19 protein-coding genes are annotated in these 18,684 nt (G+C 42.7%); 10 read left to right on the forward strand and 9 right to left on the reverse strand.

Going from position 1 to position 18,684, the window contains the following annotated elements; genetic code table 11:
- Positions 1-197: 197 nt before the first annotated feature.
- Positions 198-914, reverse strand: coding sequence for an SRPBCC family protein (locus VK179_12295; GenBank protein ID HLO59517.1), 717 nt, complete (start codon positions 912-914; stop codon positions 198-200).
- A 249-nt stretch (positions 915-1,163) separates the two neighbouring features.
- Here VK179_12295 and VK179_12300 point away from each other — a divergent pair, with 249 nt between their 5' ends.
- Positions 1,164-1,784: a hypothetical protein gene (locus VK179_12300; GenBank protein HLO59518.1), complete on the forward strand. Its 621-nt coding sequence runs from the start codon at positions 1,164-1,166 to the stop codon at positions 1,782-1,784.
- Here the strand turns inward: VK179_12300 and VK179_12305 are convergent, their stop codons facing one another.
- Together VK179_12305 and VK179_12310 are read right to left on the reverse strand one after the other, a co-directional pair.
- Positions 1,785-2,627, reverse strand: a complete 843-nt coding sequence (locus tag VK179_12305; protein ID HLO59519.1) for a DUF1338 domain-containing protein — start codon at positions 2,625-2,627, stop codon at positions 1,785-1,787.
- An 11-nt stretch (positions 2,628-2,638) separates the two neighbouring features.
- Positions 2,639-3,451 (reverse strand): ion transporter, encoded by an 813-nt coding sequence (locus tag VK179_12310; GenBank protein ID HLO59520.1) that lies wholly within the window; start codon positions 3,449-3,451, stop codon positions 2,639-2,641.
- 126 nt (positions 3,452-3,577) lie between these two features.
- On the opposite strand from VK179_12310, the gene VK179_12315 reads away from it, so the two are divergent.
- Complete coding sequence (locus tag VK179_12315) at positions 3,578-4,711, forward strand: zinc-dependent alcohol dehydrogenase (protein HLO59521.1); 1,134 nt, start codon at positions 3,578-3,580, stop codon at positions 4,709-4,711.
- Positions 4,712-4,721: 10 nt separating this feature from the next.
- A complete protein-coding gene (locus VK179_12320) occupies positions 4,722-5,345 on the forward strand; it encodes a hypothetical protein (protein HLO59522.1) in 624 nt (207 codons plus the stop codon).
- 60 nt (positions 5,346-5,405) lie between these two features.
- On the opposite strand, the gene VK179_12325 is transcribed toward VK179_12320, so the two are convergent.
- Positions 5,406-6,359 (reverse strand): NADP-dependent oxidoreductase, encoded by a 954-nt coding sequence (locus VK179_12325; protein ID HLO59523.1) that lies wholly within the window; start codon positions 6,357-6,359, stop codon positions 5,406-5,408.
- 416 nt (positions 6,360-6,775) lie between these two features.
- On the opposite strand from VK179_12325, the gene tnpA reads away from it, so the two are divergent.
- The 4 genes from tnpA to VK179_12345 all read left to right on the forward strand — a co-directional run bounded on the left by tnpA (position 6,776) and on the right by VK179_12345 (position 10,268).
- Complete coding sequence (gene tnpA, locus VK179_12330; GenBank protein HLO59524.1) at positions 6,776-7,237, forward strand: IS200/IS605 family transposase; 462 nt, start codon at positions 6,776-6,778, stop codon at positions 7,235-7,237.
- Positions 7,238-7,565: 328 nt separating this feature from the next.
- Positions 7,566-8,339: a hypothetical protein gene (locus VK179_12335; GenBank protein HLO59525.1), complete on the forward strand. Its 774-nt coding sequence runs from the start codon at positions 7,566-7,568 to the stop codon at positions 8,337-8,339.
- A 48-nt stretch (positions 8,340-8,387) separates the two neighbouring features.
- Positions 8,388-8,912, forward strand: coding sequence for a hypothetical protein (locus VK179_12340; protein ID HLO59526.1), 525 nt, complete (start codon positions 8,388-8,390; stop codon positions 8,910-8,912).
- Between the two features lie 90 nt (positions 8,913-9,002).
- Positions 9,003-10,268 (forward strand): Nramp family divalent metal transporter, encoded by a 1,266-nt coding sequence (locus VK179_12345; GenBank protein HLO59527.1) that lies wholly within the window; start codon positions 9,003-9,005, stop codon positions 10,266-10,268.
- Positions 10,269-10,603: 335 nt separating this feature from the next.
- Here the strand turns inward: VK179_12345 and VK179_12350 are convergent, their stop codons facing one another.
- Positions 10,604-12,517: a CocE/NonD family hydrolase gene (locus VK179_12350; GenBank protein ID HLO59528.1), complete on the reverse strand. Its 1,914-nt coding sequence runs from the start codon at positions 12,515-12,517 to the stop codon at positions 10,604-10,606.
- A gap of 275 nt (positions 12,518-12,792) precedes the next feature.
- On the opposite strand from VK179_12350, the gene VK179_12355 reads away from it, so the two are divergent.
- The 3 genes from VK179_12355 (at position 12,793) to VK179_12365 (ending at position 15,144) form a co-directional block, all read left to right on the forward strand.
- Positions 12,793-13,647 (forward strand): N-acetylmuramoyl-L-alanine amidase-like domain-containing protein, encoded by an 855-nt coding sequence (locus VK179_12355; protein ID HLO59529.1) that lies wholly within the window; start codon positions 12,793-12,795, stop codon positions 13,645-13,647.
- A gap of 225 nt (positions 13,648-13,872) precedes the next feature.
- The gene (locus tag VK179_12360) at positions 13,873-14,220 is read left to right on the forward strand and encodes a hypothetical protein (GenBank protein ID HLO59530.1); all 348 of its coding nucleotides are present in this window, start codon (positions 13,873-13,875) and stop codon (positions 14,218-14,220) included.
- Positions 14,221-14,238: 18 nt separating this feature from the next.
- Complete coding sequence (locus VK179_12365; protein HLO59531.1) at positions 14,239-15,144, forward strand: alpha/beta hydrolase; 906 nt, start codon at positions 14,239-14,241, stop codon at positions 15,142-15,144.
- Positions 15,145-15,186: 42 nt separating this feature from the next.
- On the opposite strand, the gene VK179_12370 is transcribed toward VK179_12365, so the two are convergent.
- The 4 genes from VK179_12370 to VK179_12385 form a co-directional block, all read right to left on the reverse strand.
- On the reverse strand, positions 15,187-16,815 hold the full coding sequence (locus VK179_12370) for a cbb3-type cytochrome c oxidase subunit I (GenBank protein ID HLO59532.1): 1,629 nt from the start codon (positions 16,813-16,815) through the stop codon (positions 15,187-15,189).
- Between the two features lie 17 nt (positions 16,816-16,832).
- Positions 16,833-17,381 (reverse strand): hypothetical protein, encoded by a 549-nt coding sequence (locus VK179_12375; protein HLO59533.1) that lies wholly within the window; start codon positions 17,379-17,381, stop codon positions 16,833-16,835.
- A gap of 4 nt (positions 17,382-17,385) precedes the next feature.
- A complete protein-coding gene (locus tag VK179_12380; GenBank protein ID HLO59534.1) occupies positions 17,386-17,835 on the reverse strand; it encodes an Rrf2 family transcriptional regulator in 450 nt (149 codons plus the stop codon).
- Positions 17,836-18,122: 287 nt separating this feature from the next.
- Complete coding sequence (locus tag VK179_12385; GenBank protein ID HLO59535.1) at positions 18,123-18,680, reverse strand: zinc ribbon domain-containing protein; 558 nt, start codon at positions 18,678-18,680, stop codon at positions 18,123-18,125.
- Positions 18,681-18,684: the final 4 nt, after the last annotated feature.

Consider the following 18,684-nt stretch of genomic DNA (forward strand, 5'->3'; position numbering starts at 1 on the left):
GGCATGAGGCACGCCCTATTAAAAAAATCCCGGATTGATAATCAATCCGGGATCCGGGTTTTAGAAAAGCTCCAAAATCAGCAAAAGGCACCCTAAAAAGGCTCTTGTAAAATTTCAAATAACATCCGGATGCAGTCGACTGAAATACCTGCCGTGTATTTTCATACTTTTTCAGCCGTTTGCATCCGGATTATAAATTACACATGAACGAAGGGTTTATTAACGGGTATATCGCCTGATTCCATTTTACGCTTAAATTCCTTCAGGTCCTGTTTAACAACCCTTTTAAATACCGGATTTAAAAACCCTGCAATGATTTTACCGAGTTCGGTTTGTGCAGGCGTATAATTAATCCATACCTTCAATTCGGTACCTCTGTTATCCGGAGCATCAAAAAATTCTATGGTTCCGCTATTCTCAATGTCAGCCGATTCAAGCGACTGCCATGAAATCCTCTGATCAGGAATTTCTTCCGTGATCTGTGCATTCCAGTTGAATTTCTGATCATTGAACATAGCTTCCCAATGGTATTGCTTATCATTTATCTTCTGAACGCTGTGAATGTGCGTCATTATATTCGGAAGATTTTCAAGATTCCTCCAGTAGTTATATACTTCGGATTTATCCCGCATTATGGTGATATTCTTTTTAAACACAAACGGTCTTGCACCTTCTGCAGTGTTTCTGCCTACATAGGCGTTAATCGGACAATATCCCGAAGCGCCCCTGTATACAAGGTATGCAGCCGGCAGCATCAACGACCAACCGCCGCGTAAAAACCTTCGTGTGGCGGATATTCCTAATAACACACCCAATGCAGATGAAATAATCCGTTCCGTTCTGCCTACATTTTGTTCCGGAACCGGAACGTTAAAGGCGTTTTTTGCTTTGTTCAATATTTGTGCAGTCTCCATAATTTACTAGTCTTTATTTGCCCTCACGAAAAAACTATGCCAAATACCAGGTCCATCCTGTTTAAATAAAATCAAATGCCATTCCGCTTGAAAATGAGAGCATTTAAAAGAGTTCAGCAGATAACATCCATATGGTCTTAAGTTTCAGGAAATATTTTGAGAAATTTTAACCCCATGTTGACCTTTACATTCTACATTGGCTTTTAAACCTCTGCTTTGCTGAAATGTTGAATTAAAAAAGCAGAACCTATGAAGAGGATACTAATATTATTGATAGTGCTTACTGAAGGTCTGAATGGTTCGTGTCAATTCCTTACCCGTTCTGTGCGAATTGCAGTTTCCTATCCAATTACAACGGGTGATAATTTCATGAACAGTAATTTATTAGGAGGGAAAGGATATTCAGGTATAATTGATGCCGAAATTGAGTATGATCTTTTTAAGGCAGGCAGTACAGCAGGAGGCATTGATTTTAATATATCCATACTTAAGCTTAAGGAATCAGAAATTACAGCTTCAGGGTATATTCCTGGAATATTCGTTCAACAGGAATTCAGTGTGGGGAAAATGAGCCTGATTCCCCAGGCAGGAGCAGGCTATTCACGCTGGAGGTACAAAGGACCTGACCTGGAAATCGAGGACCAGTACGGAAATATTATCCATATTGAAAACAAGAAAGCTTCAAACGGTTATAATTTCCAGGGATCTCTCCGCATTGCCAGCCGTAATGGCCGGCCTGTAAACTGGTTTCTGCAGTTTAAATATGAATTCACACGGCTTGAAAAGCCATCCGGCGGTGAGCTGAACAGTAACTTTAACCGGAATTTCAGCATTCTTTACCCGGGTGCAGGAATAAGCTGGCAGTTTTAATCATTTTCCGGCTACATAATTATTTGTGCTTTCAAAAATTTTGTCGGCCGATTTAGCAACGAAACCTCCAAATACATTGCCGTCAGGTTGCCTGTAACGCTGAGCGAATTCATAATAACAACACGGTATATTGTAATCGCCTTCGGAGAAATGAATGGTCACAACATCAGCCAGTGTACTCGACTGCCTGAGCATATCCTGTTCGGTTCCTTTAATGGAGCCTCCTGATGTATTCAGCTTAAAGCCGTTATCCATTAAAAGCTGATTAACTTTTTCAATCGAATTGTTTTTATGAAGATCATTCACACTAACCGTGAAATGATTGGCCCTGAAACCAAACACATAAAACCAGGCAGCGTATTCCGACACTTCCCTGAACCTGTTGTAAATATCATAGGAGAGCGGTTCAAATATATTACCTGAAAAAATCAGATCTTCACATCGGGCAAGCTTATTCTCAGCCTGATCCAAAAGCCCTGTTAATGCCTCCTTAACAAATACAGGCATGTCTTCCAGGATAAGCTGGCTGATAAAAATGCGGGGATCTTTGTCGGACAGTTCATAGTGTTTGGCAAAAAGGTGCTTATCTTCAAAAACGTACTCCCCGGCTTCCTTATAACCATTTTTCACAAAGGGTGTGGCTATAATGTCAATGTTTATCCTCGGATCGTTCAGTGTTCTGAAGGCGATATGGTCGTTCACAACGGTTTCGCCTTCATTCTCAAATAATTTATGAATTTTGCCCGCAGAAGGATTCAAACGGGTATAGTCATTCCAAAGGCGGTTAAAAATGGCATTCAGTTCCATCACATTTTGGTTTTCAAATAGTAACAAACCGGTCATAAACATGTTGATCAGGATTGTGGTTTGTTTTGCTTCGGGCGGTATTGATATCTGTTTCGCCTGATTTCATTTGTCAATGCAGCCACCTGTTTCTTCAGCTCTTCTATTTGTTTTGAAGAATCTTTCGATTTCCCGGCATCACGATCAATAAAAAACGTGGCCAGTGTTGCGGTTATATAACCCAGAACCGCCATACTGAAGATCGCTATAACAAGATATAATGCTCTTCCCTCGGGCGTTTTAGGCCAATCGGTTCCCATGTTCATGATGAGCATAGCCGTATGCCATAATGAGCTGCTGTACGATGCAAACGCTTTGTCCTGGTCCTTTTCAAAAGCATATACACCTGCAGCGCCAACAAACATTACGATCAGAGTAAAAACAACCACATATCCAAAGGCCCTGCGTTTCATGATTCCGGCCAGCGCATTCATTCCCCTGTTCAGGCTGCCAAGCACTTTCACAAGACTGATACCCCGGCTTAACCGGATCAGCCGCAAAATCCTGGCAAACCGCAGTATTCTCAATGCAGGAACTATAAGTGAAATTGCAGTTACCACGTTTTTCTTAAGAAAAGCCGTTTTCAGGGGTGAAAGGGTAAAACGGATAACGAAATCAATTATGAAAATGATCCAGATTACAATACCCAGTCCCTTTATCAGCGGAGTTGTTTTATTAAGCAGCTCAAGTATAAGCAGTACAAGCCAAATAATCCCGAGAATCAGAAGCGGTGTATCCGTAAGCCTGCTGATCGTGTTTAGCAACCGCATCCTTTCATCATGAACCTGCTTTTTATGCGGTTTTTTATGATCCCTCATTTCCATGATCAGTTCTTTGCACTCTAACATCGGAGCTAATAGAATGTTGTATCCTGTTCACGGCACACTTTTTGAAAATCCGCCATTTTATAGAAAGATCGGTAAAAACTTAAAAACAGTTATATGCTAGCTATGAATTATCGCGGCCCTTACAGGGTACGCGTTGACCAGAAACCGGTTCCTGAAATTCAACATCCGAATGACGCTATCGTACGCGTAGTCCGCACCTGTATTTGCGGCTCTGATTTGCACCTGTATCACGGACTCGTGCCGGATACACGCGTCGGATCAACATTCGGCCATGAATTCATCGGAATTGTAGAAGAGACAGGAAGTTCAGTAAAAAAGCTCAAAGTGGGCGATGCGGTGATTGTACCATTCAATATTGCATGCGGTTCGTGTGCATTCTGCAGGCAGGAATTATTCGGCAACTGCCATGAGTCAAACCCTGAAGCTACTGCTGTGGGAGGTATCTTTGGGTATTCGCATACTGCAGGAGGATATGACGGAGGACAGGCTGAATATGCCAGGGTGCCGTATGCCGATGTGGGACCGGTTGTCATTCCCAAAGGAATGGATTATGATGATGCCGTTTTGTTAACTGACGTGGTTCCGACCGGTTACCAGGCCGCGGAGATGGGCGGAATAAAACCCGGAGATACTGTGGTTGTTTTCGGTGCGGGCCCTGTGGGTATTATGGCTGCCAAATGTTCATGGCTTTTTGGTGCAGGAAGGGTTATAGTGATTGATCACCTGGATTACCGGCTTGAATTTGTGAAAAATTATGCCCAATGTGAGGCATATAACTTCAAATCGCTGGGCGACGTGGTGATGTTTGTAAAAAAAACAACCTACTGGTTTGGAGCTGATGTATGTATCGACGCAGTGGGTTGTGAAGCAGCCGGAAATGCTATGCAAACAATAACCGGCAGAAAGCTGATGTTACAGGCCGGTTCAGCTACAGCTCTTCACTGGGCCATTAACTCGGTAAAAAAAGGAGGCATCGTATCCATTGTAGGAGTATATGGTCCTACCGATAACCTGATACCTATTGGCAATGTGGTGAATAAAGGTCTGACTATTAGGGCCGACCAGGCCTCGGTTAAAAGGTTACTCCCGAAACTGATCAATCATGTTAAGGAAGGGAGGCTGAACCCGAAGGGTATCATCACACACAGGATACCGCTTCAGGAAATTTCAGATGCCTATCACATTTTTTCAGCCAAGCTCGACCAGTGTATTAAACCAGTTCTATTAGCATCTTAAATAAAGCGATATGAAAAACAACGATATAATTACAGAAAACAGGCAGAATCAGAATAAGCAGGATCAAAACAAGCAGACTCAGAACAAGCAGACTCAGAACAAGCCAGGAAACGAAGGAAACAAAGAGCTTTCGGAAAAAGATAAGCTTGCTCAGAAATATGCCCACATTAAAGGATGGGGCATTGATGCCGATCCCCGGAATGAACCGAATTACCCGATGAAAAAATATACGGGTGATGATCATAACCGGCTTAATTATGAGAAACCGCCCATGCAGGAATCGGACATTGAAGTATTGCATTCCATTGAAAGGCCGGGATTAAGCGCTGTTTACGGTACTTCAGTTCCCCCGTCGGGTTTAAGTGGTTTACTGAGGCGACTGGCTTTCAGATTCAGTGAATCCAGTTATTATCATTGGTTACCGCTGATCCTGGCTGACAGGGTTAATGCCGTTGAAGGAGTATTTCACGATTTGAGCCGTCTCAAAGTTCCCAATGTTTTTGCTGAACTCGGAGGTAAAGCCGAATGGAAGCACAACCGGAAAGGGTTTGCAGCGAAGGTGTTTACCGGCGCAGTCATTACAACGGCAGCGATAATATATTTCTCGAGAAAGAGGAAATTGTCGAAGACCTGATCAAAGATTTCATCTGAAGAGAGGTTGTAGAGACGCACAATTGTGCGTCTCTATGTATTTTCAGACCTTCACCACTATCTTACCCCTCGTTCTTTGTGATTCAATTTGTTCATGTGCCTTTGGCAATTCTTCAAAACGAAAAATGGCCGAAATATGTGATTTAATGCGACCATCGGCTAGCAATGAAGCTATCTGGCGCATATCATCACCGTTTGATTTCACAAGTATCCGGTAAGGAGATATTTTCTTTTCACTGAACCAGCGATTGATTTCATCATCAAAATTGGTTTTAATGCTTACCAGTCGGCCACCGCTTTTTAGCGCCTGTATTGATCTGAGCAGGTGGTTTCTGTCATCGATGGAATCCAGTACTACGTCGGCATCGGTTATTGTCTCTTCAAACCGCTGTTTATTGTAATCGATAAATTCATCAGCGCCGATTCCAAGAACAAAATCACGGTTGGCCCCGGAGGCAGTACCTATAACATAGGCTCCGAAGCTTTTAGCTATCTGCACGGCGTAATGCCCAACTCCGCCTGCAGCGGCGTGGATAAGAACCTTGTCGCCTTTTGTGACACCCGCATTACTAACTAGTGCCTGCCAGGCTGTAAGAGCAGCCAGGGATGCGGCGGCAGCTTCCTCATGCGCAATGTTCGCGGGTTTTTCAGCCAATTGACTTACGGGTGCTGCAACCAGTTCCGCATAAGCCTTACCCTGCCCCGGAAAATTGACCATGCCAAAAACATCTTTGCCTTGCCATTTATGCAATTCATTTCCTGTTTCAACGATTGTTCCGGAGACATCCCATCCGAGGATAATCTCTTTCTGATCTTCTACGGGCTTTAACACCGCCGTCATACGCTGGTTATCCCTTCGGACAGTAGCGTCGATGGGGTTAATTCCGATTGCTTTTACCTGGATCATAACTTCTCCGGGCTTCAGCACAGGATCAGTCACCTCCGACAATATCAGGTTTTCAACTCCCCCGTTTTTTTGCAGTAGTATAGCTTTCATTTGGGTACTTTTTATGAGAACAATTATGGATACAAAATTGATCGAAATTAGATTAATGATTATTTTTATTAAGTTTTATTGAATAAAAGTTAGGTTCTGTTTTAAGAAACTGTGAATATTTTTACCATAATGCCGCTCCTCCGGAGCTTGGTGAGGTGTTAAATTAACTCTCTTCTACCATAATGTCGCTCCTCCGGAGCTGGCAGGTCCGTAGGACCGGCATTATGGTAGTAACCAATGTAATTAATAACCCACCAGGTCCGTAGGACCGGTATTATGGTAGAAACCAATTCGCACAACAACCACCAGGTCCGTAGGACCGGCATTATGGTAGTAACCAATTCGCACAACAACCACCAGGTCCGTAGGACCGGCATTATGGTAATTAACAAATTAAAAACTAAACATCCAAAACCATGGCAAACACTTATACTCAAATAAACGTCCATGCCATCTTCTCAGTAAAAGGCAGGGAAAATCTCCTGAATTCGAACATGCGTAATGAACTCTACGCATATATATCAGGAATATTAAAAAACGAAAAAAATTATTCACTGGCAATTAATGGCTTTTCTGATCATGTTCACATATTTTTTGAATTAAACCCGGTCATTTCAATTTCTGATTTGATAAATACAATAAAAACAAATTCATCAAAATGGGTTAATGAACAAAAATGGTTCCGAGGAAAATTTGCCTGGCAAACAGGTTATGCAGCATTTTCTTATTCGAGATCACAACGTCATAATGTAATTCAATATATCGTCAATCAGGAACAGCATCATCGATTGACTTCATTCAAAGAAGAGTATTTGAAATTGCTTGAAATATTTGAAAAAGAATATGATATGAAATATGTATTTGAATTTTATGATTGAGAATTTAACTATAATGCCTCTCCGATGGAGCTTGTGAGGGGCTAAATAAACATTATTCTACCATAATGCCGCTCCTCCGGAGCTGACAGGACCGGCATTATGGTTGAAACCGATGTAATCATACACAGAATTACTATTTTACCATAATGCCGCTCCGATGGAGCTTGTGAGGTGCTAAATAAACATTATCTACCATAATGCCGCTCCTCCGGAGCTGACAGGTCCGTAGGACCGGCATTATGGTAGAAACCAAATTAATACATATAAAATTGCGTGACAAATTCGACTAAAAATATTTCCTTTGCACTTTCAACCATTTATTACCTGAATGAATAAAATTACGATCCTGCTTATATTCATTTCTTTTTTTTGCACTTCTCTCTCCGCTTTTTCCGAATCAAATGATACCATTCCACGGGTAAGCCATTTTCGGACATCGGTTTCAGCAACCACAAAAGGGATTTCTATGATTCCAACCTTCACCCTTGGTAAACCCGCAGCTCTTATTGAAATGTCAATGGGCCGGAATATTTCCTTTGATCCGCAGTTTCGGATATCGATGGAAGGGAAACCATGGTCTTTTGTATTCTGGTTGCGGTATAAAGTTCCGCTTAAGAGTAAATTTCAGTTTACAGGCGGTATCCATCCTGCCTTTTCATTTAAGCCGGTAAAAGTCACATCCGGCGAAACCACTGAAGAGGTTATGACCGTCAGGCGCTACCTTGCCGGAGAAATCGTTCCCAATTATTTCATTTCAAAAAATACAAGCATCGGAATCTATTACCTATATTCCCATGGCATCGATAAACATGCGGTGAACAACACACACTTCCTTACTATCAACGCCGGCTTTAACCATATCGGAACAGGAACAAACTTTTACCTGAAATTTTACCCCCAGCTATATTATTTAAACACCGCGAATACCTATGGCTATTACTTCACTTATACCCTCACCCTGGCTCATAATAAACTGCCATTCTCTGTTTCATCGCTGATAAACAAAGCCATTGAAACTCACATTAAAGGCAGCGATGATTTTGTATGGAATATCAGCCTCACCTACACGTTCAATAAAAACTATATCCCCAGGCGTGCATAAGGAAGTGCTTTTTCCTAACTTAACCTCCTCAATAAATTCAATCCGGCCATGAGGATAAAAATTCGGATTTTCATTTTATTTTTTGGTCCATTATCATGTTTTCAACCGACTTTTCCGCAGTGTAATGCAGATTCATCTGTTACAGCCGATACATCCTATCTTATCCGGTATAAAGGATACGTGGGATATATATTCCCCGGAGGCTACCACGGCGACATCGTCGATTACAGTATTAAAACGTTCAGGCTCACGATAGACCAGGTTAACAGGGTTGAAAAAATCCTTCTTCAGCAATACAACGAGGCGTTCAAAAATGATTCCCGGGTATCAAGGACCTACCAGCCTGTCGATCATTTATCAGCTTATCTGAAGGAGTTTGACAGGCAGTATCTCGGGTTCTTCAATCTTCAGGGTGAACGCTCAGCGCTTGTTTTGCTGTCTCGTCGAAAGGAGGGCAAACAATATTTCAATTGCTTCGACCGCGTAATGAGCGTTGGAGAAGGAGATTTCTATGCAAAAAACCAGCGGTTTTTTATCGTTAACCTCGACCGAAAAACCCTATCCCTGCCCTGATTACTGGTTCTTTGAATATCCAACCTCTGAACTTCTAAACTTTTAAACCCTTAAAACATCTAAACCCCTAAACCCCTAAACAGCTACACAATGTTCGGCAGTCTCCTACGAAATATTGATCGCAAAGACTACAAGGCACGCTTCCAGGCGCTTGAGATACTCAAATTCATAGGCCCGGGTTTACTGGTTACCGTCGGTTTCATTGATCCCGGAAACTGGGCTTCCAACCTGGCTGCAGGATCGAACTATGGATACGCGCTTCTGTGGATGGTAACTCTTTCCACCATCATGCTCATTTTGTTGCAACATAACGTAGCGCACCTGGGGATTGCAACCGGACTATGCCTTTCAGAAGCAGCAGCCATCTATGTAAAAAGGCGTTTTGCCCGTTTTCTTCTTTCATCGGCAATGCTCGCCTCTGTTTCCACCTCTCTTGCCGAAATTCTCGGAGGAGCAATTGCCCTGAAGATGCTGTTCAACGTTCCTGTCAGAGCCGGTGCATTGCTTGTAACCCTATTCGTTTTCGTAATGCTGTTTACGAATTCATATAAAATGATTGAGAAATGGATCATCGCTTTTGTCTCGGTGATCGGATTGTCGTTTTTATATGAGCTTTCGCTTGTTAATGTCGACTGGGATTCCGCTATAAGAGGCTGGGTTGTTCCTTCTTTTCCTTCGGGATCCATCATCATCATCATGAGCGTGCTGGGTGCGGTGGTCATGCCTCATAACCTTTACCTGCATTCAGAAATTATCCAGAGCAGGCAGTGGAACCTTGAAAACGACACTGTTATTAAAAGACAGCTCAGGTATGAATACCTCGATACGCTGATATCCATGATTATTGGCTGGGCCATCAACAGCGCCATGATCATCCTGGCTGCAGCTGCATTTTTTAAAAGCAAAACGCCGGTTACTCATCTTGAGCAGGCAAATGCCCTTCTGGCCCCCCTGTTAAACAATCATGCCGCTGTAATATTTGCAGTAGCCCTGTTGTTTTCAGGCCTGTCTTCAAGCATCACATCGGGAATGGCAGCTGGTACCATATTCGCTGGCATGTACAAGGAACCTTACGATATTAAGGATAACCATTCACGACTGGGGGTTTTAATATCCCTGATCCTTGCTCTCCTTATTATTCTGGTTATTTCGAACCCGTTTAAAGGACTCATTATTTCACAAATGTGTCTGAGCATACAATTGCCGTTTACCATCTTTCTGCAGGTTTACCTTACCTCGTCGGAAAAGGTGATGGGTAAACATAAAAATTCAACTTCTGCAAAGATCATACTTTACGGCCTGGGTGTGATTGTGACTGCATTCAATATCGCGCTGCTGGTGAGTTTGGTGCGGTAGATTTTCCTTTCTTTTTCCTGTCAAAAAGAAAGGAACAAAGAAAAGACCAGACAAAACGACTCCCAACGCGCTCTGCTGCAAGGCAGGAATTTCTAACAAACGGTTGCAAGCTCGTTTCTAAGAAATTCCAGCCTTGCAGCATTCACAGCCACGACGGCTCCCCGTTTTGTCCTGGCCCACCCACGGTGCTTCGATTACCGTTTGCAATTTATAACAAAGCAGTGAGATGGTGTTATTGACTATCCGCTTCATTGAACATAGAGATAACGCCTGAGGACCGTTCCGTCCGCCTCTGAAAAAACGCGTTAAAAAAATTGCTGCTGAAAAAAAGTAACTCAGGGTTCGGGGTGAAACCCCGATAAAACCGGCAGCACTACTTTACTCGGATGCTCAGCATCATGGTAAATTCGGATGAAGCACTTCTGAAAGTCTTCCGGTGTGGCTTCGTAAATATTTACAAAAGTCTGGGGATTCCTGTCAGCAAGCGGAAACCAGCTACTCTGAACCTGAACCATAACCCTGTGCCCTTTTTTAAAACAATGCGCCACATCAGCAATAGAAAATGCCACCTCTTCAATTTTACCGGGAGTAAAAGCTTCAGGAACTTCATAACTGTGACGGTACCTTCCCCTGAAAATTTCTCCATGAACGAGCATTTCATAACCTCCCATCGGGTAAACCTGCGGATGATCGACAGGATCATAGATGTTCACATCATTATACGAAAGGCTGTCGGGAAACACGTCAATGAGCTTTACAACAAAATCAGCGTCGGTACCTGTGATTGACACAAAGAGATCCGCCTTTACCACACCGGTCACAGTCAGGTCTTCTGAAAGAATATCACTTTGAAAAGCGATTACATCAGGTCGCCTTTCTGCAAACCGCTGGTCATCAGTCATGTAATTCCTTGTCCGGTTAAAATGTACATCTTCGGTATAAGGCACCGGTTTTGAAGGGTCACTAACATACTCTTCAAACTCATCACTCGTCCATGGGAAGTTTACCCCGAGACCGCCTTGGCTTTGAAAGAAAACTTCTGTTTCTCTGGCATCTGCCGGTGGCCATTCATTAAATTGTTGCCATTTGTTTTCGCCTGTAATAAAAATGTTGGCCTCGGCAATCGATGAAACACTGCCCTTCCCTTTCAGGTAATAATTGAAAAACGGTATTTCGATGTTCTGCTGGTACCAGGTCGAAGTATTCTGGTCAAACGGTATATTCCCCAGGTGGGTTCCGTCGTTAAAAGCCCATTGATTATGGTACCAGGGGCCCATCACAATCCGGTTGAATTCTTTACCCGGGTTGCTTTTTTCAGCCGCTTTATATGAGTTCCAGGCACCCCAGTTATCCTCGGCATCAAATAAACCTCCTACCCAAAGCATGGCAGGATGTAGTTCTTTGGTTGCATTCCTGGCATCACGGGCTTTCCACCAGTCGTCATAATCGGCATGTGCATATAAATCTTTCCAGAATTGAACCGAATCACCGCAAAGCTTTGCGAACTCAGGTAATGGACCGGTTTCAAGAAAATACTTATAATTATCATGTACAGGTACACCCAGTGATGCAGGAGCTGAATCGGTCGGGTACGGATGCGGCAGACCGAAGCCACCTCCCTGCGGTGAATAAAAATTAAAGGCATCCATAAGAAAAAATGCACCGTTATGGTGAAAATCATCGCCAATGAACCAGTTGGTAACCGGCGCCTGGGGACTTACGGCAACAAGTGCAGGATGGTTGGAGGCTGCAGCCATCGTGGAAAAGAATCCGGGATAGGAAATGCCAAAAACACCGACTTTCCCATTATTATGGGGTATGTTTTTAATAAGCCAATCAATTGTATCCCATGAATCGGTTGACTCATCCGTATCGCCTTCTTTTTTAACCGGAATAAACGGCCTGACATTCACAAACTGCCCTTCACTCATCCATCGGCCCCGTACATCCTGCGTTACCAGGATGTATCCCTCATGCATATAAGCAATCATGTAACTGTTCCAGGCATTGTTCATCTTATCTTCTCCATAGGGCGAGCATGAATAAGGGGTTCGTGTTATAAGTATCGGGTGATTCTCCGTATTATCTTTCGGATAATAGATCGAGGTAAATAACTTTACCCCGTCACGCATGGTAATGTATTTTTCCATTTTGGCATAATGCGTTACAGCCCAAATACTGTCAGCATTTTGGGCCTGCACCGCAGTAATGCAGGCAAGGAAAAGGATGCTTGGAATAATTTTTTTCACAGGTGAATATTTTAAATAAAGATAATAATTTATCGGTTGATCTGTTGGTCTTATTCAATACCTCACCCCTGCCGCTCTCCTTGCAGAGAGAAGGGAAAGAACGGTTTAAGATTAATTTTGGTATAATCAGATAAATCATTCTGTGTTCCTTCTCCCCTCTCCTCCAAGGAGAGGGGCCGGGGGTGAGGTGTTGACGGATATCTTCATTTTTCCCCAACTTTTCATTGAAATGCCAACCAGTATTGTAAATTTGTAGGTATGTTCATCCTGTTTTCATGAAACTATTCCTGTTTTTCCTGCTTATTACCATTATGCATTTTCAGCTGATATCTCAGGAAATTTGCTCCCCGGGTGACATAAAAATATTTAATTCCATCATTAATTTTTCCAAACAAACACATCTTTCAGATTCCTCAATTGACCGAATAATCCTTGAAACAGGAAAGCAATTCCTGGGCACTCCTTATGTGGGTGGCGTTCTCGACGAACCGGAAAATGAAAATCTGGTTATTAACTTAACTGGACTGGATTGTGTCACTTTCCTTGAAAGCACCCTGGCTCTCGCCATAATAATCAAATCCGATAAAGCCGGCTTCAGTGATTTTTGCAGGGAATTGAAATATATTCGTTACAGAAACGGGATAATGAACGGTTACGGATCGCGGTTGCATTATTTTTACGATTGGATCAGGGATAATGAACAAAAAGGAATTCTTGAGAATATTACAAAGGAAATCGGGGGAATATCTTTTGACAAGAAGATTGAAGCCATGTCGGCTCAAAGGGACAAAAATCCGCATCTTAAGAATGACAGCGCTTTTCGTGCAATCAGGAAGGCCGAGGAGGAGCTGACTTTAATGGATAAATATTTTATTCCTAAAGAAGAAATAAAAAAGGCAGAATCAAAAATTCATGACGGAGACCTGGTAGCTTTTGCAACCACGCTTCAAGGGATGGAAGTAGCCCATGTAGGAATCGCAATTCATTTAAACAATGAACTGCACCTGATGCATGCCTCCTCATTGGATAAAAAGGTTGAAATTTCAGATATCACGTTATCAGAATTCGCTTTTAAAAAGGCATCGTATCTCGGTATCATCGTAGCAAGGATACAGCGGCCTCAATTATAAAGTCATTACAAGTAAGAACACCTTTTAAAGGATAACCCGGTGAAATGACAACACATTTACACAGAGGTTCACAGAGGTACCACAGAGTTTCACAGAGCAAAAATATATTCTCTCAGTGGTTCTCTGTGCCTGCTCCGTGGTGCATCCCCGCACAGGCACACCGTTTATTTGTTTAACTTATTTACAATTATTTAAGTTATTTGTTATTGTAAAAAAAACAATAAAATGAAAAAACCTCCCGTTCCTGTTCTCCTTGTTGCCGTACTTTTTATATTCGCCGGTATAATGGGTGTTGTTTATCACTGGCGGGATTTCAACGATCCTCAAATGGGACTAAACGAATCTCTTCTCGCAGTGGCAATCCGGGTTCTGGCTGTAATTTGCGGAATTCTTTTACTACTCCGGTTTAACTGGTCGCGTTGGCTGGCCGTTGCCTGGCTTTTATATCATGTAATTCTGAGTGCATTCCATAGTACTTCGGAACTTCTTGTGCATATTGCCTTTTTAATCGCTGTCTCATTATTGTTGTTCCTGCCTTCATCCGGGGCATATTTCCGGAAGAAAACATTATAACTGATTCTGAAATTAATTATGAGCGTTGATATAGCAAAGAATGTAGGTCCTTCGGGGATAAATATGGCATATGAGCGATTTGGTGATCTGTCTGCAACTCCTGTATTCCTTATTATGGGTGGGGGGGCCCAAATGATCACCTGGCCTGATGAATTCTGCAGGCAACTGGCAAACCATGGTTTGCAGGTAATCCGTTTCGATAATCGCGATGCAGGGTTGTCAACCCACTTCAATAATGCTCCGGTACCCGATTTTGCTGCAACGATGCGGGGTGATTTTTCAACTGTTTCATACAGTCTTTCTGATATGGCAGCGGATACTATTGGCCTTATACGAGCTCTCGGGTTTGATAGTGTTCACCTTGTGGGGGCATCCATGGGCGGAATGATCGCACAAACAGTGGCCATTGAATATCCGCAACGTGTAAAATCGCTTACCTCCATGATGTCCACAACAGGAGCCTCCGGTGTGGGCCAGACCGATTTTGCCACCTTATCGTCTGTCGGTACTCCGCCCGATCCCAATAACAGGGAAGAATATATTGAATGGCAGATAAAAGGAGTTAAAGCGGTAGGTTCACCTGTTTATCCTTTTGATGAAGAAGGAGCCCGTGAACGTTTTAACATTGCCTGGGAGAGGGATCATGATCCTTTGGGTATGCTTAGGCAGGCCGTGTCGGTTATAAAAACAGGAGACCGCACAGAACGGCTTCGGAAGTTAAAGGTTCCAACCCTTGTTATTCATGGCAAAGCCGACAAAATGATTCATGTAAGCGGTGGAATAGCGACCGCTGAAGCTATTCCCGGCGCCAGGCTTGAACTTTTTGAAGGTATGGGACATGGATTTCCCCGGGAACTTTGGTCTCACTTCACAGATCTCATTGCTGATCATGTGAATAATGCAGCAACAAAAACCGCAGAGTGATGAATAACGATCTCCCTGCGGTTTCTCTTAAAAGTCCGGTTTTTACTTATTTTCCGGTAAAAGTTCTTTTGTGTCTGATTCTGCGGGTGTGAAAATACCAAACACACCTTTAATACCTACGGTCATGATGATGTTATACAGGAAAGCTAAAAACGCCAGGAAAAGCAAAGCTCCGCAAATTCCGGCAAGGATCATGTATATCCTGTATTCCCCTTCATAATAAATGGTCCTGCGCAACATTCCCTTTAAACCGGCCATTCCCATAAAAGCCCCCATTCCGATACCGCCGGTCAGATGGGCCCAGAAATGGAAATTGGCAAGCTTCTGGCTGTAAAGTTTAGCGCCATTGGTAAGTATAGGAAGGAGTAAATAGATTGCCGAATACAGGGTCATTGTCAAGCCGACCAGTATAGCAACATGAACATGGGGCCCGACAATCCATTGTGTATTGTGCAGGATGCGGTTCAGCCCGATATCTGCCTGTATGATGCCTGCAGGAACAGCCAGTCCGAATCCGAGTAATCCTCCAAGTAAGAATTTCAGGGGATTTGTCATTTTTAACGGTCTCGCGCTCCAGAGTGTGATTAATGTGATAAAGAAAGCCAATCCTTGTGTGATTAATTCAAATGCGGTAACCAGTTCACCGGATACCACTTTCAGATAACCGGGCTGCGCCTGGTCCGAAAGCAAATGATGCGACCACACGGTCCATGAAACTACCAGCTCTACCCATAAAGCCAGCCTTGCAATTCTTGCCATATAGAGTTCTTTGCCCGAAATCATTGTGGCAAGGATATACCAGGTACCGGCAACAAAAATCAGAACCAACCCGTCAGCGATCAGGTCCAGGCCCCACCAGAACCAGTTCTTATAAAGTAAGGCATCAATGGCGCTGTGTTCAAGATTAAATCCCATAACCGCTGCAATCATGTAAACAAGGATCAGGACGCCGGTGAATGTAATGATCAGTGCATTCAGCAGGGTATCCACAGTGCCCCTGGCTACAGCGGCAACCGGTAGTGAAACCAGGTTTTCCCTTCTTTTGCTTTTCCTTCTGAATATGCTTTCCTTCCATGAGAAACCCGTTGCCGATGCAAGCATGGCACAACCAGGAACCTTTTCATAGCCTTCAGGTGTGTAGGTTATGGTTTTAAAAATATTGAATACGAACAATAAGGTTCCCACCATTACAATGGCAATTCCCAGAATAAAAAAGGATCCGCTTAAAGGGTTGAACTGGGTAAAATCGGCGGGTAATGGCCAATATAAAGTGTACAACGGGGCAAAATGGGTTAGAAAATCAGAAAACCAGAAAACAAAGGTTCCACCGGCCACCAGGATAAAAGTCCAGTTGCCCATTTTAATGCTCCACAAAGGTTTCTTCATAAAGAACGGGACAAGGAATAAGAAAGCCCCGAAAACTATGGAATAGGATGATCCGAATATCCCGACCAGAGGATGAGCCGTCAGCAGTGAAAAATAATGTTCACTGTTGAACGTGGGTATCGGTTTTACCTGGTATACCCTCATAATCATACCTTCAAGGGCAGTAAGGCCATAAAAGAGAATACCTGTGACAACAAACCGGAGTGCAAGCTTTTGCATCGGAGTGAGGCTGGCAGGTTTGAACAGGCCTTCATTCCCGTTTAACAAAGTATCTTTAAAATTCATAAGCTTGAAATATTAAATTATTCGTTTACAATTACCACATCTTTCAAAATCATCTGGTGTCCTTCGGGACCTGAATATTCGGTCGACCGGATGGTGTAGGTACCTGATTCCTCGAATTTCCACATGAGGTCATTTTTATGTCCCGGCACCACCTGCATCTGGCATACCATGGTTTTATTCTGCCTGAAAATTCCGAATCCGTAAGTCAGGTCATTTGAAGTCACATCAAAGACAACAATGTCACCCTTCTTCATTTCGAGTTTGTCGGAAGGAAGCTGAAACTGATGCTTTACAACGGTGATATTAAAAACCTTGTCGGGCTTAATATCAGCGCGATTCAAATCCATTGGCACCCAGGGGATTGTTTTACTGGTAGTAATGTGCAGCGAAACGCCCAATACGGTAAGGCATACGACAAGCACGACAAACAGGCTTGTTTTGAGCACTCCCGCTTTCCCGGGTTTTGTAACCTGGTAGGCGAACCCAAGAATAAACAGAATGACGACGATGGCATAGATTGTATATGCATACGTCTGCCCGTTAAGAACTAATTCAGAATTAACCATAATTTTAATTTTTATTAAGTAATTGCATTTTCTCAGTGATATATTTTTGGGTTTCATGATCGGTCAGATCCGAAAGTTTTGTTGATCTCAGCAGGTTTTCAATTCCCTCAATTATACCAATCCATTTTTCATGCATATAGCACTTGGTTTTGCCGAATCTGCATTCTTTGAAACCGAAAAAACAAAGGCTTTTATCCTGGTAAGAATCTGTGGCATTTGCAATATCAAGCAATGAAATAGTTTCAGGATTTTTGTTTAACCGGAATCCACCCTTGTTTCCCTGGACACTTTCCATCAACCCGGTTTTTGATAAACCGGTAAGAAGCCGCTTGAGGTATCTTTCGGGAATATTCAATTGTTCATAGATTTCATCGGCACGGTATAGTTTTTCGCGGTCCATTGCCATAAAAGCAAAAATCCGGAAGGCGTATTCGGTAGTTTTATTAAACAGCATTCTAATAATACCTTGATGTATTATATAAAAGTATGGATTTTTTTGAGAAAAGCAAAAAATAGTCTGAAGTCTGAAGTCTGTAGTCTGTAGTCTGTTGGCCTGTTAGGCGATTAGGCTGTTAACTTAAGTTGCTAGTTATAAACGCAATATTATAAATTAAATTTCGCCGAAAGCAGGCTTAAACCGAAGGTTTAAGCAACAGGCCCGTTAGGGCGTCGCTCCTAGCGGAGCTTTTTGATTATTTAATCATTCTATTATCTACCATAATTTCGCTCCTAGCGGAGCTGCTACTTATACATATCCGGCGTTACAACATATTTGTAAATAAACTGCCCTTTTTCGTCCTTATAATAATAGACAAGTGAAACTTTATTTTCCCGTTGTTTTTTCATATCCGGGCTGGTTCTCACATTATTCAGAATTTGCGGCACAAGATATTTCTTAAGGGTGTCAACACTGAGCTGCGATTTATCAATTCCGATTAACGTATAATTGTACTGAAACGTCTTGTTGGGTAAGGCTAATGCATTATCAAGGCGGGTGATCTTGTCCACCATTACCGGACATGATTTGTTCAATTCGCTGGCCTCCTTCATCATTATTTTATCGTATGAGGGAACCCTGAAAAATATCTGTTGTACTGCAAAAGAGGATACAACCGCCAGAACAACACCAAGCGCACCGCCCAGTATTTTTTTGTTTTTAAATGAACGCTGTTTATTCTCAATCATACCGGATTCTTCTTTTAACGGCTCTGTTTTGGGAAGTTCATAACCACACTGAAAACAGTATCTCGCATTGGCTTTGTTTTCAGCCCCGCATTTATTGCAATACAATTTATCCATAAGC

Source organism: Bacteroidales bacterium (assembly GCA_035299085.1).
Taxonomy (GTDB): Bacteria; Bacteroidota; Bacteroidia; order Bacteroidales; family UBA10428; genus UBA5072.

Excerpts from the sequence above, each read along its gene's own strand:
- VK179_12320 (HLO59522.1), top strand. The coding sequence starts at position 4,722 with ATGAAAAACAACGATATAATTACAGAAAACAGGCAGAATCAGAATAAG.
- VK179_12315 (HLO59521.1), top strand. The coding sequence starts at position 3,578 with ATGAATTATCGCGGCCCTTACAGGGTACGCGTTGACCAGAAACCGGTT.
- VK179_12295 (HLO59517.1), bottom strand. The coding sequence starts at position 914 with ATGGAGACTGCACAAATATTGAACAAAGCAAAAAACGCCTTTAACGTT.
- VK179_12385 (HLO59535.1), bottom strand. The coding sequence starts at position 18,680 with ATGGATAAATTGTATTGCAATAAATGCGGGGCTGAAAACAAAGCCAAT.
- VK179_12370 (HLO59532.1), bottom strand. The coding sequence starts at position 16,815 with ATGAATTTTAAAGATACTTTGTTAAACGGGAATGAAGGCCTGTTCAAA.
- VK179_12380 (HLO59534.1), bottom strand. The coding sequence starts at position 17,835 with ATGCTGTTTAATAAAACTACCGAATACGCCTTCCGGATTTTTGCTTTT.
- tnpA (HLO59524.1), top strand. The coding sequence starts at position 6,776 with ATGGCAAACACTTATACTCAAATAAACGTCCATGCCATCTTCTCAGTA.
- VK179_12310 (HLO59520.1), bottom strand. The coding sequence starts at position 3,451 with ATGGAAATGAGGGATCATAAAAAACCGCATAAAAAGCAGGTTCATGAT.
- VK179_12365 (HLO59531.1), top strand. The coding sequence starts at position 14,239 with ATGAGCGTTGATATAGCAAAGAATGTAGGTCCTTCGGGGATAAATATG.
- VK179_12325 (HLO59523.1), bottom strand. The coding sequence starts at position 6,359 with ATGAAAGCTATACTACTGCAAAAAAACGGGGGAGTTGAAAACCTGATA.
- VK179_12355 (HLO59529.1), top strand. The coding sequence starts at position 12,793 with ATGAAACTATTCCTGTTTTTCCTGCTTATTACCATTATGCATTTTCAG.
- VK179_12375 (HLO59533.1), bottom strand. The coding sequence starts at position 17,381 with ATGGTTAATTCTGAATTAGTTCTTAACGGGCAGACGTATGCATATACA.
- VK179_12305 (HLO59519.1), bottom strand. The coding sequence starts at position 2,627 with ATGACCGGTTTGTTACTATTTGAAAACCAAAATGTGATGGAACTGAAT.
- VK179_12345 (HLO59527.1), top strand. The coding sequence starts at position 9,003 with ATGTTCGGCAGTCTCCTACGAAATATTGATCGCAAAGACTACAAGGCA.
- VK179_12335 (HLO59525.1), top strand. The coding sequence starts at position 7,566 with ATGAATAAAATTACGATCCTGCTTATATTCATTTCTTTTTTTTGCACT.
- VK179_12300 (HLO59518.1), top strand. The coding sequence starts at position 1,164 with ATGAAGAGGATACTAATATTATTGATAGTGCTTACTGAAGGTCTGAAT.
- VK179_12340 (HLO59526.1), top strand. The coding sequence starts at position 8,388 with ATGAGGATAAAAATTCGGATTTTCATTTTATTTTTTGGTCCATTATCA.
- VK179_12360 (HLO59530.1), top strand. The coding sequence starts at position 13,873 with ATGAAAAAACCTCCCGTTCCTGTTCTCCTTGTTGCCGTACTTTTTATA.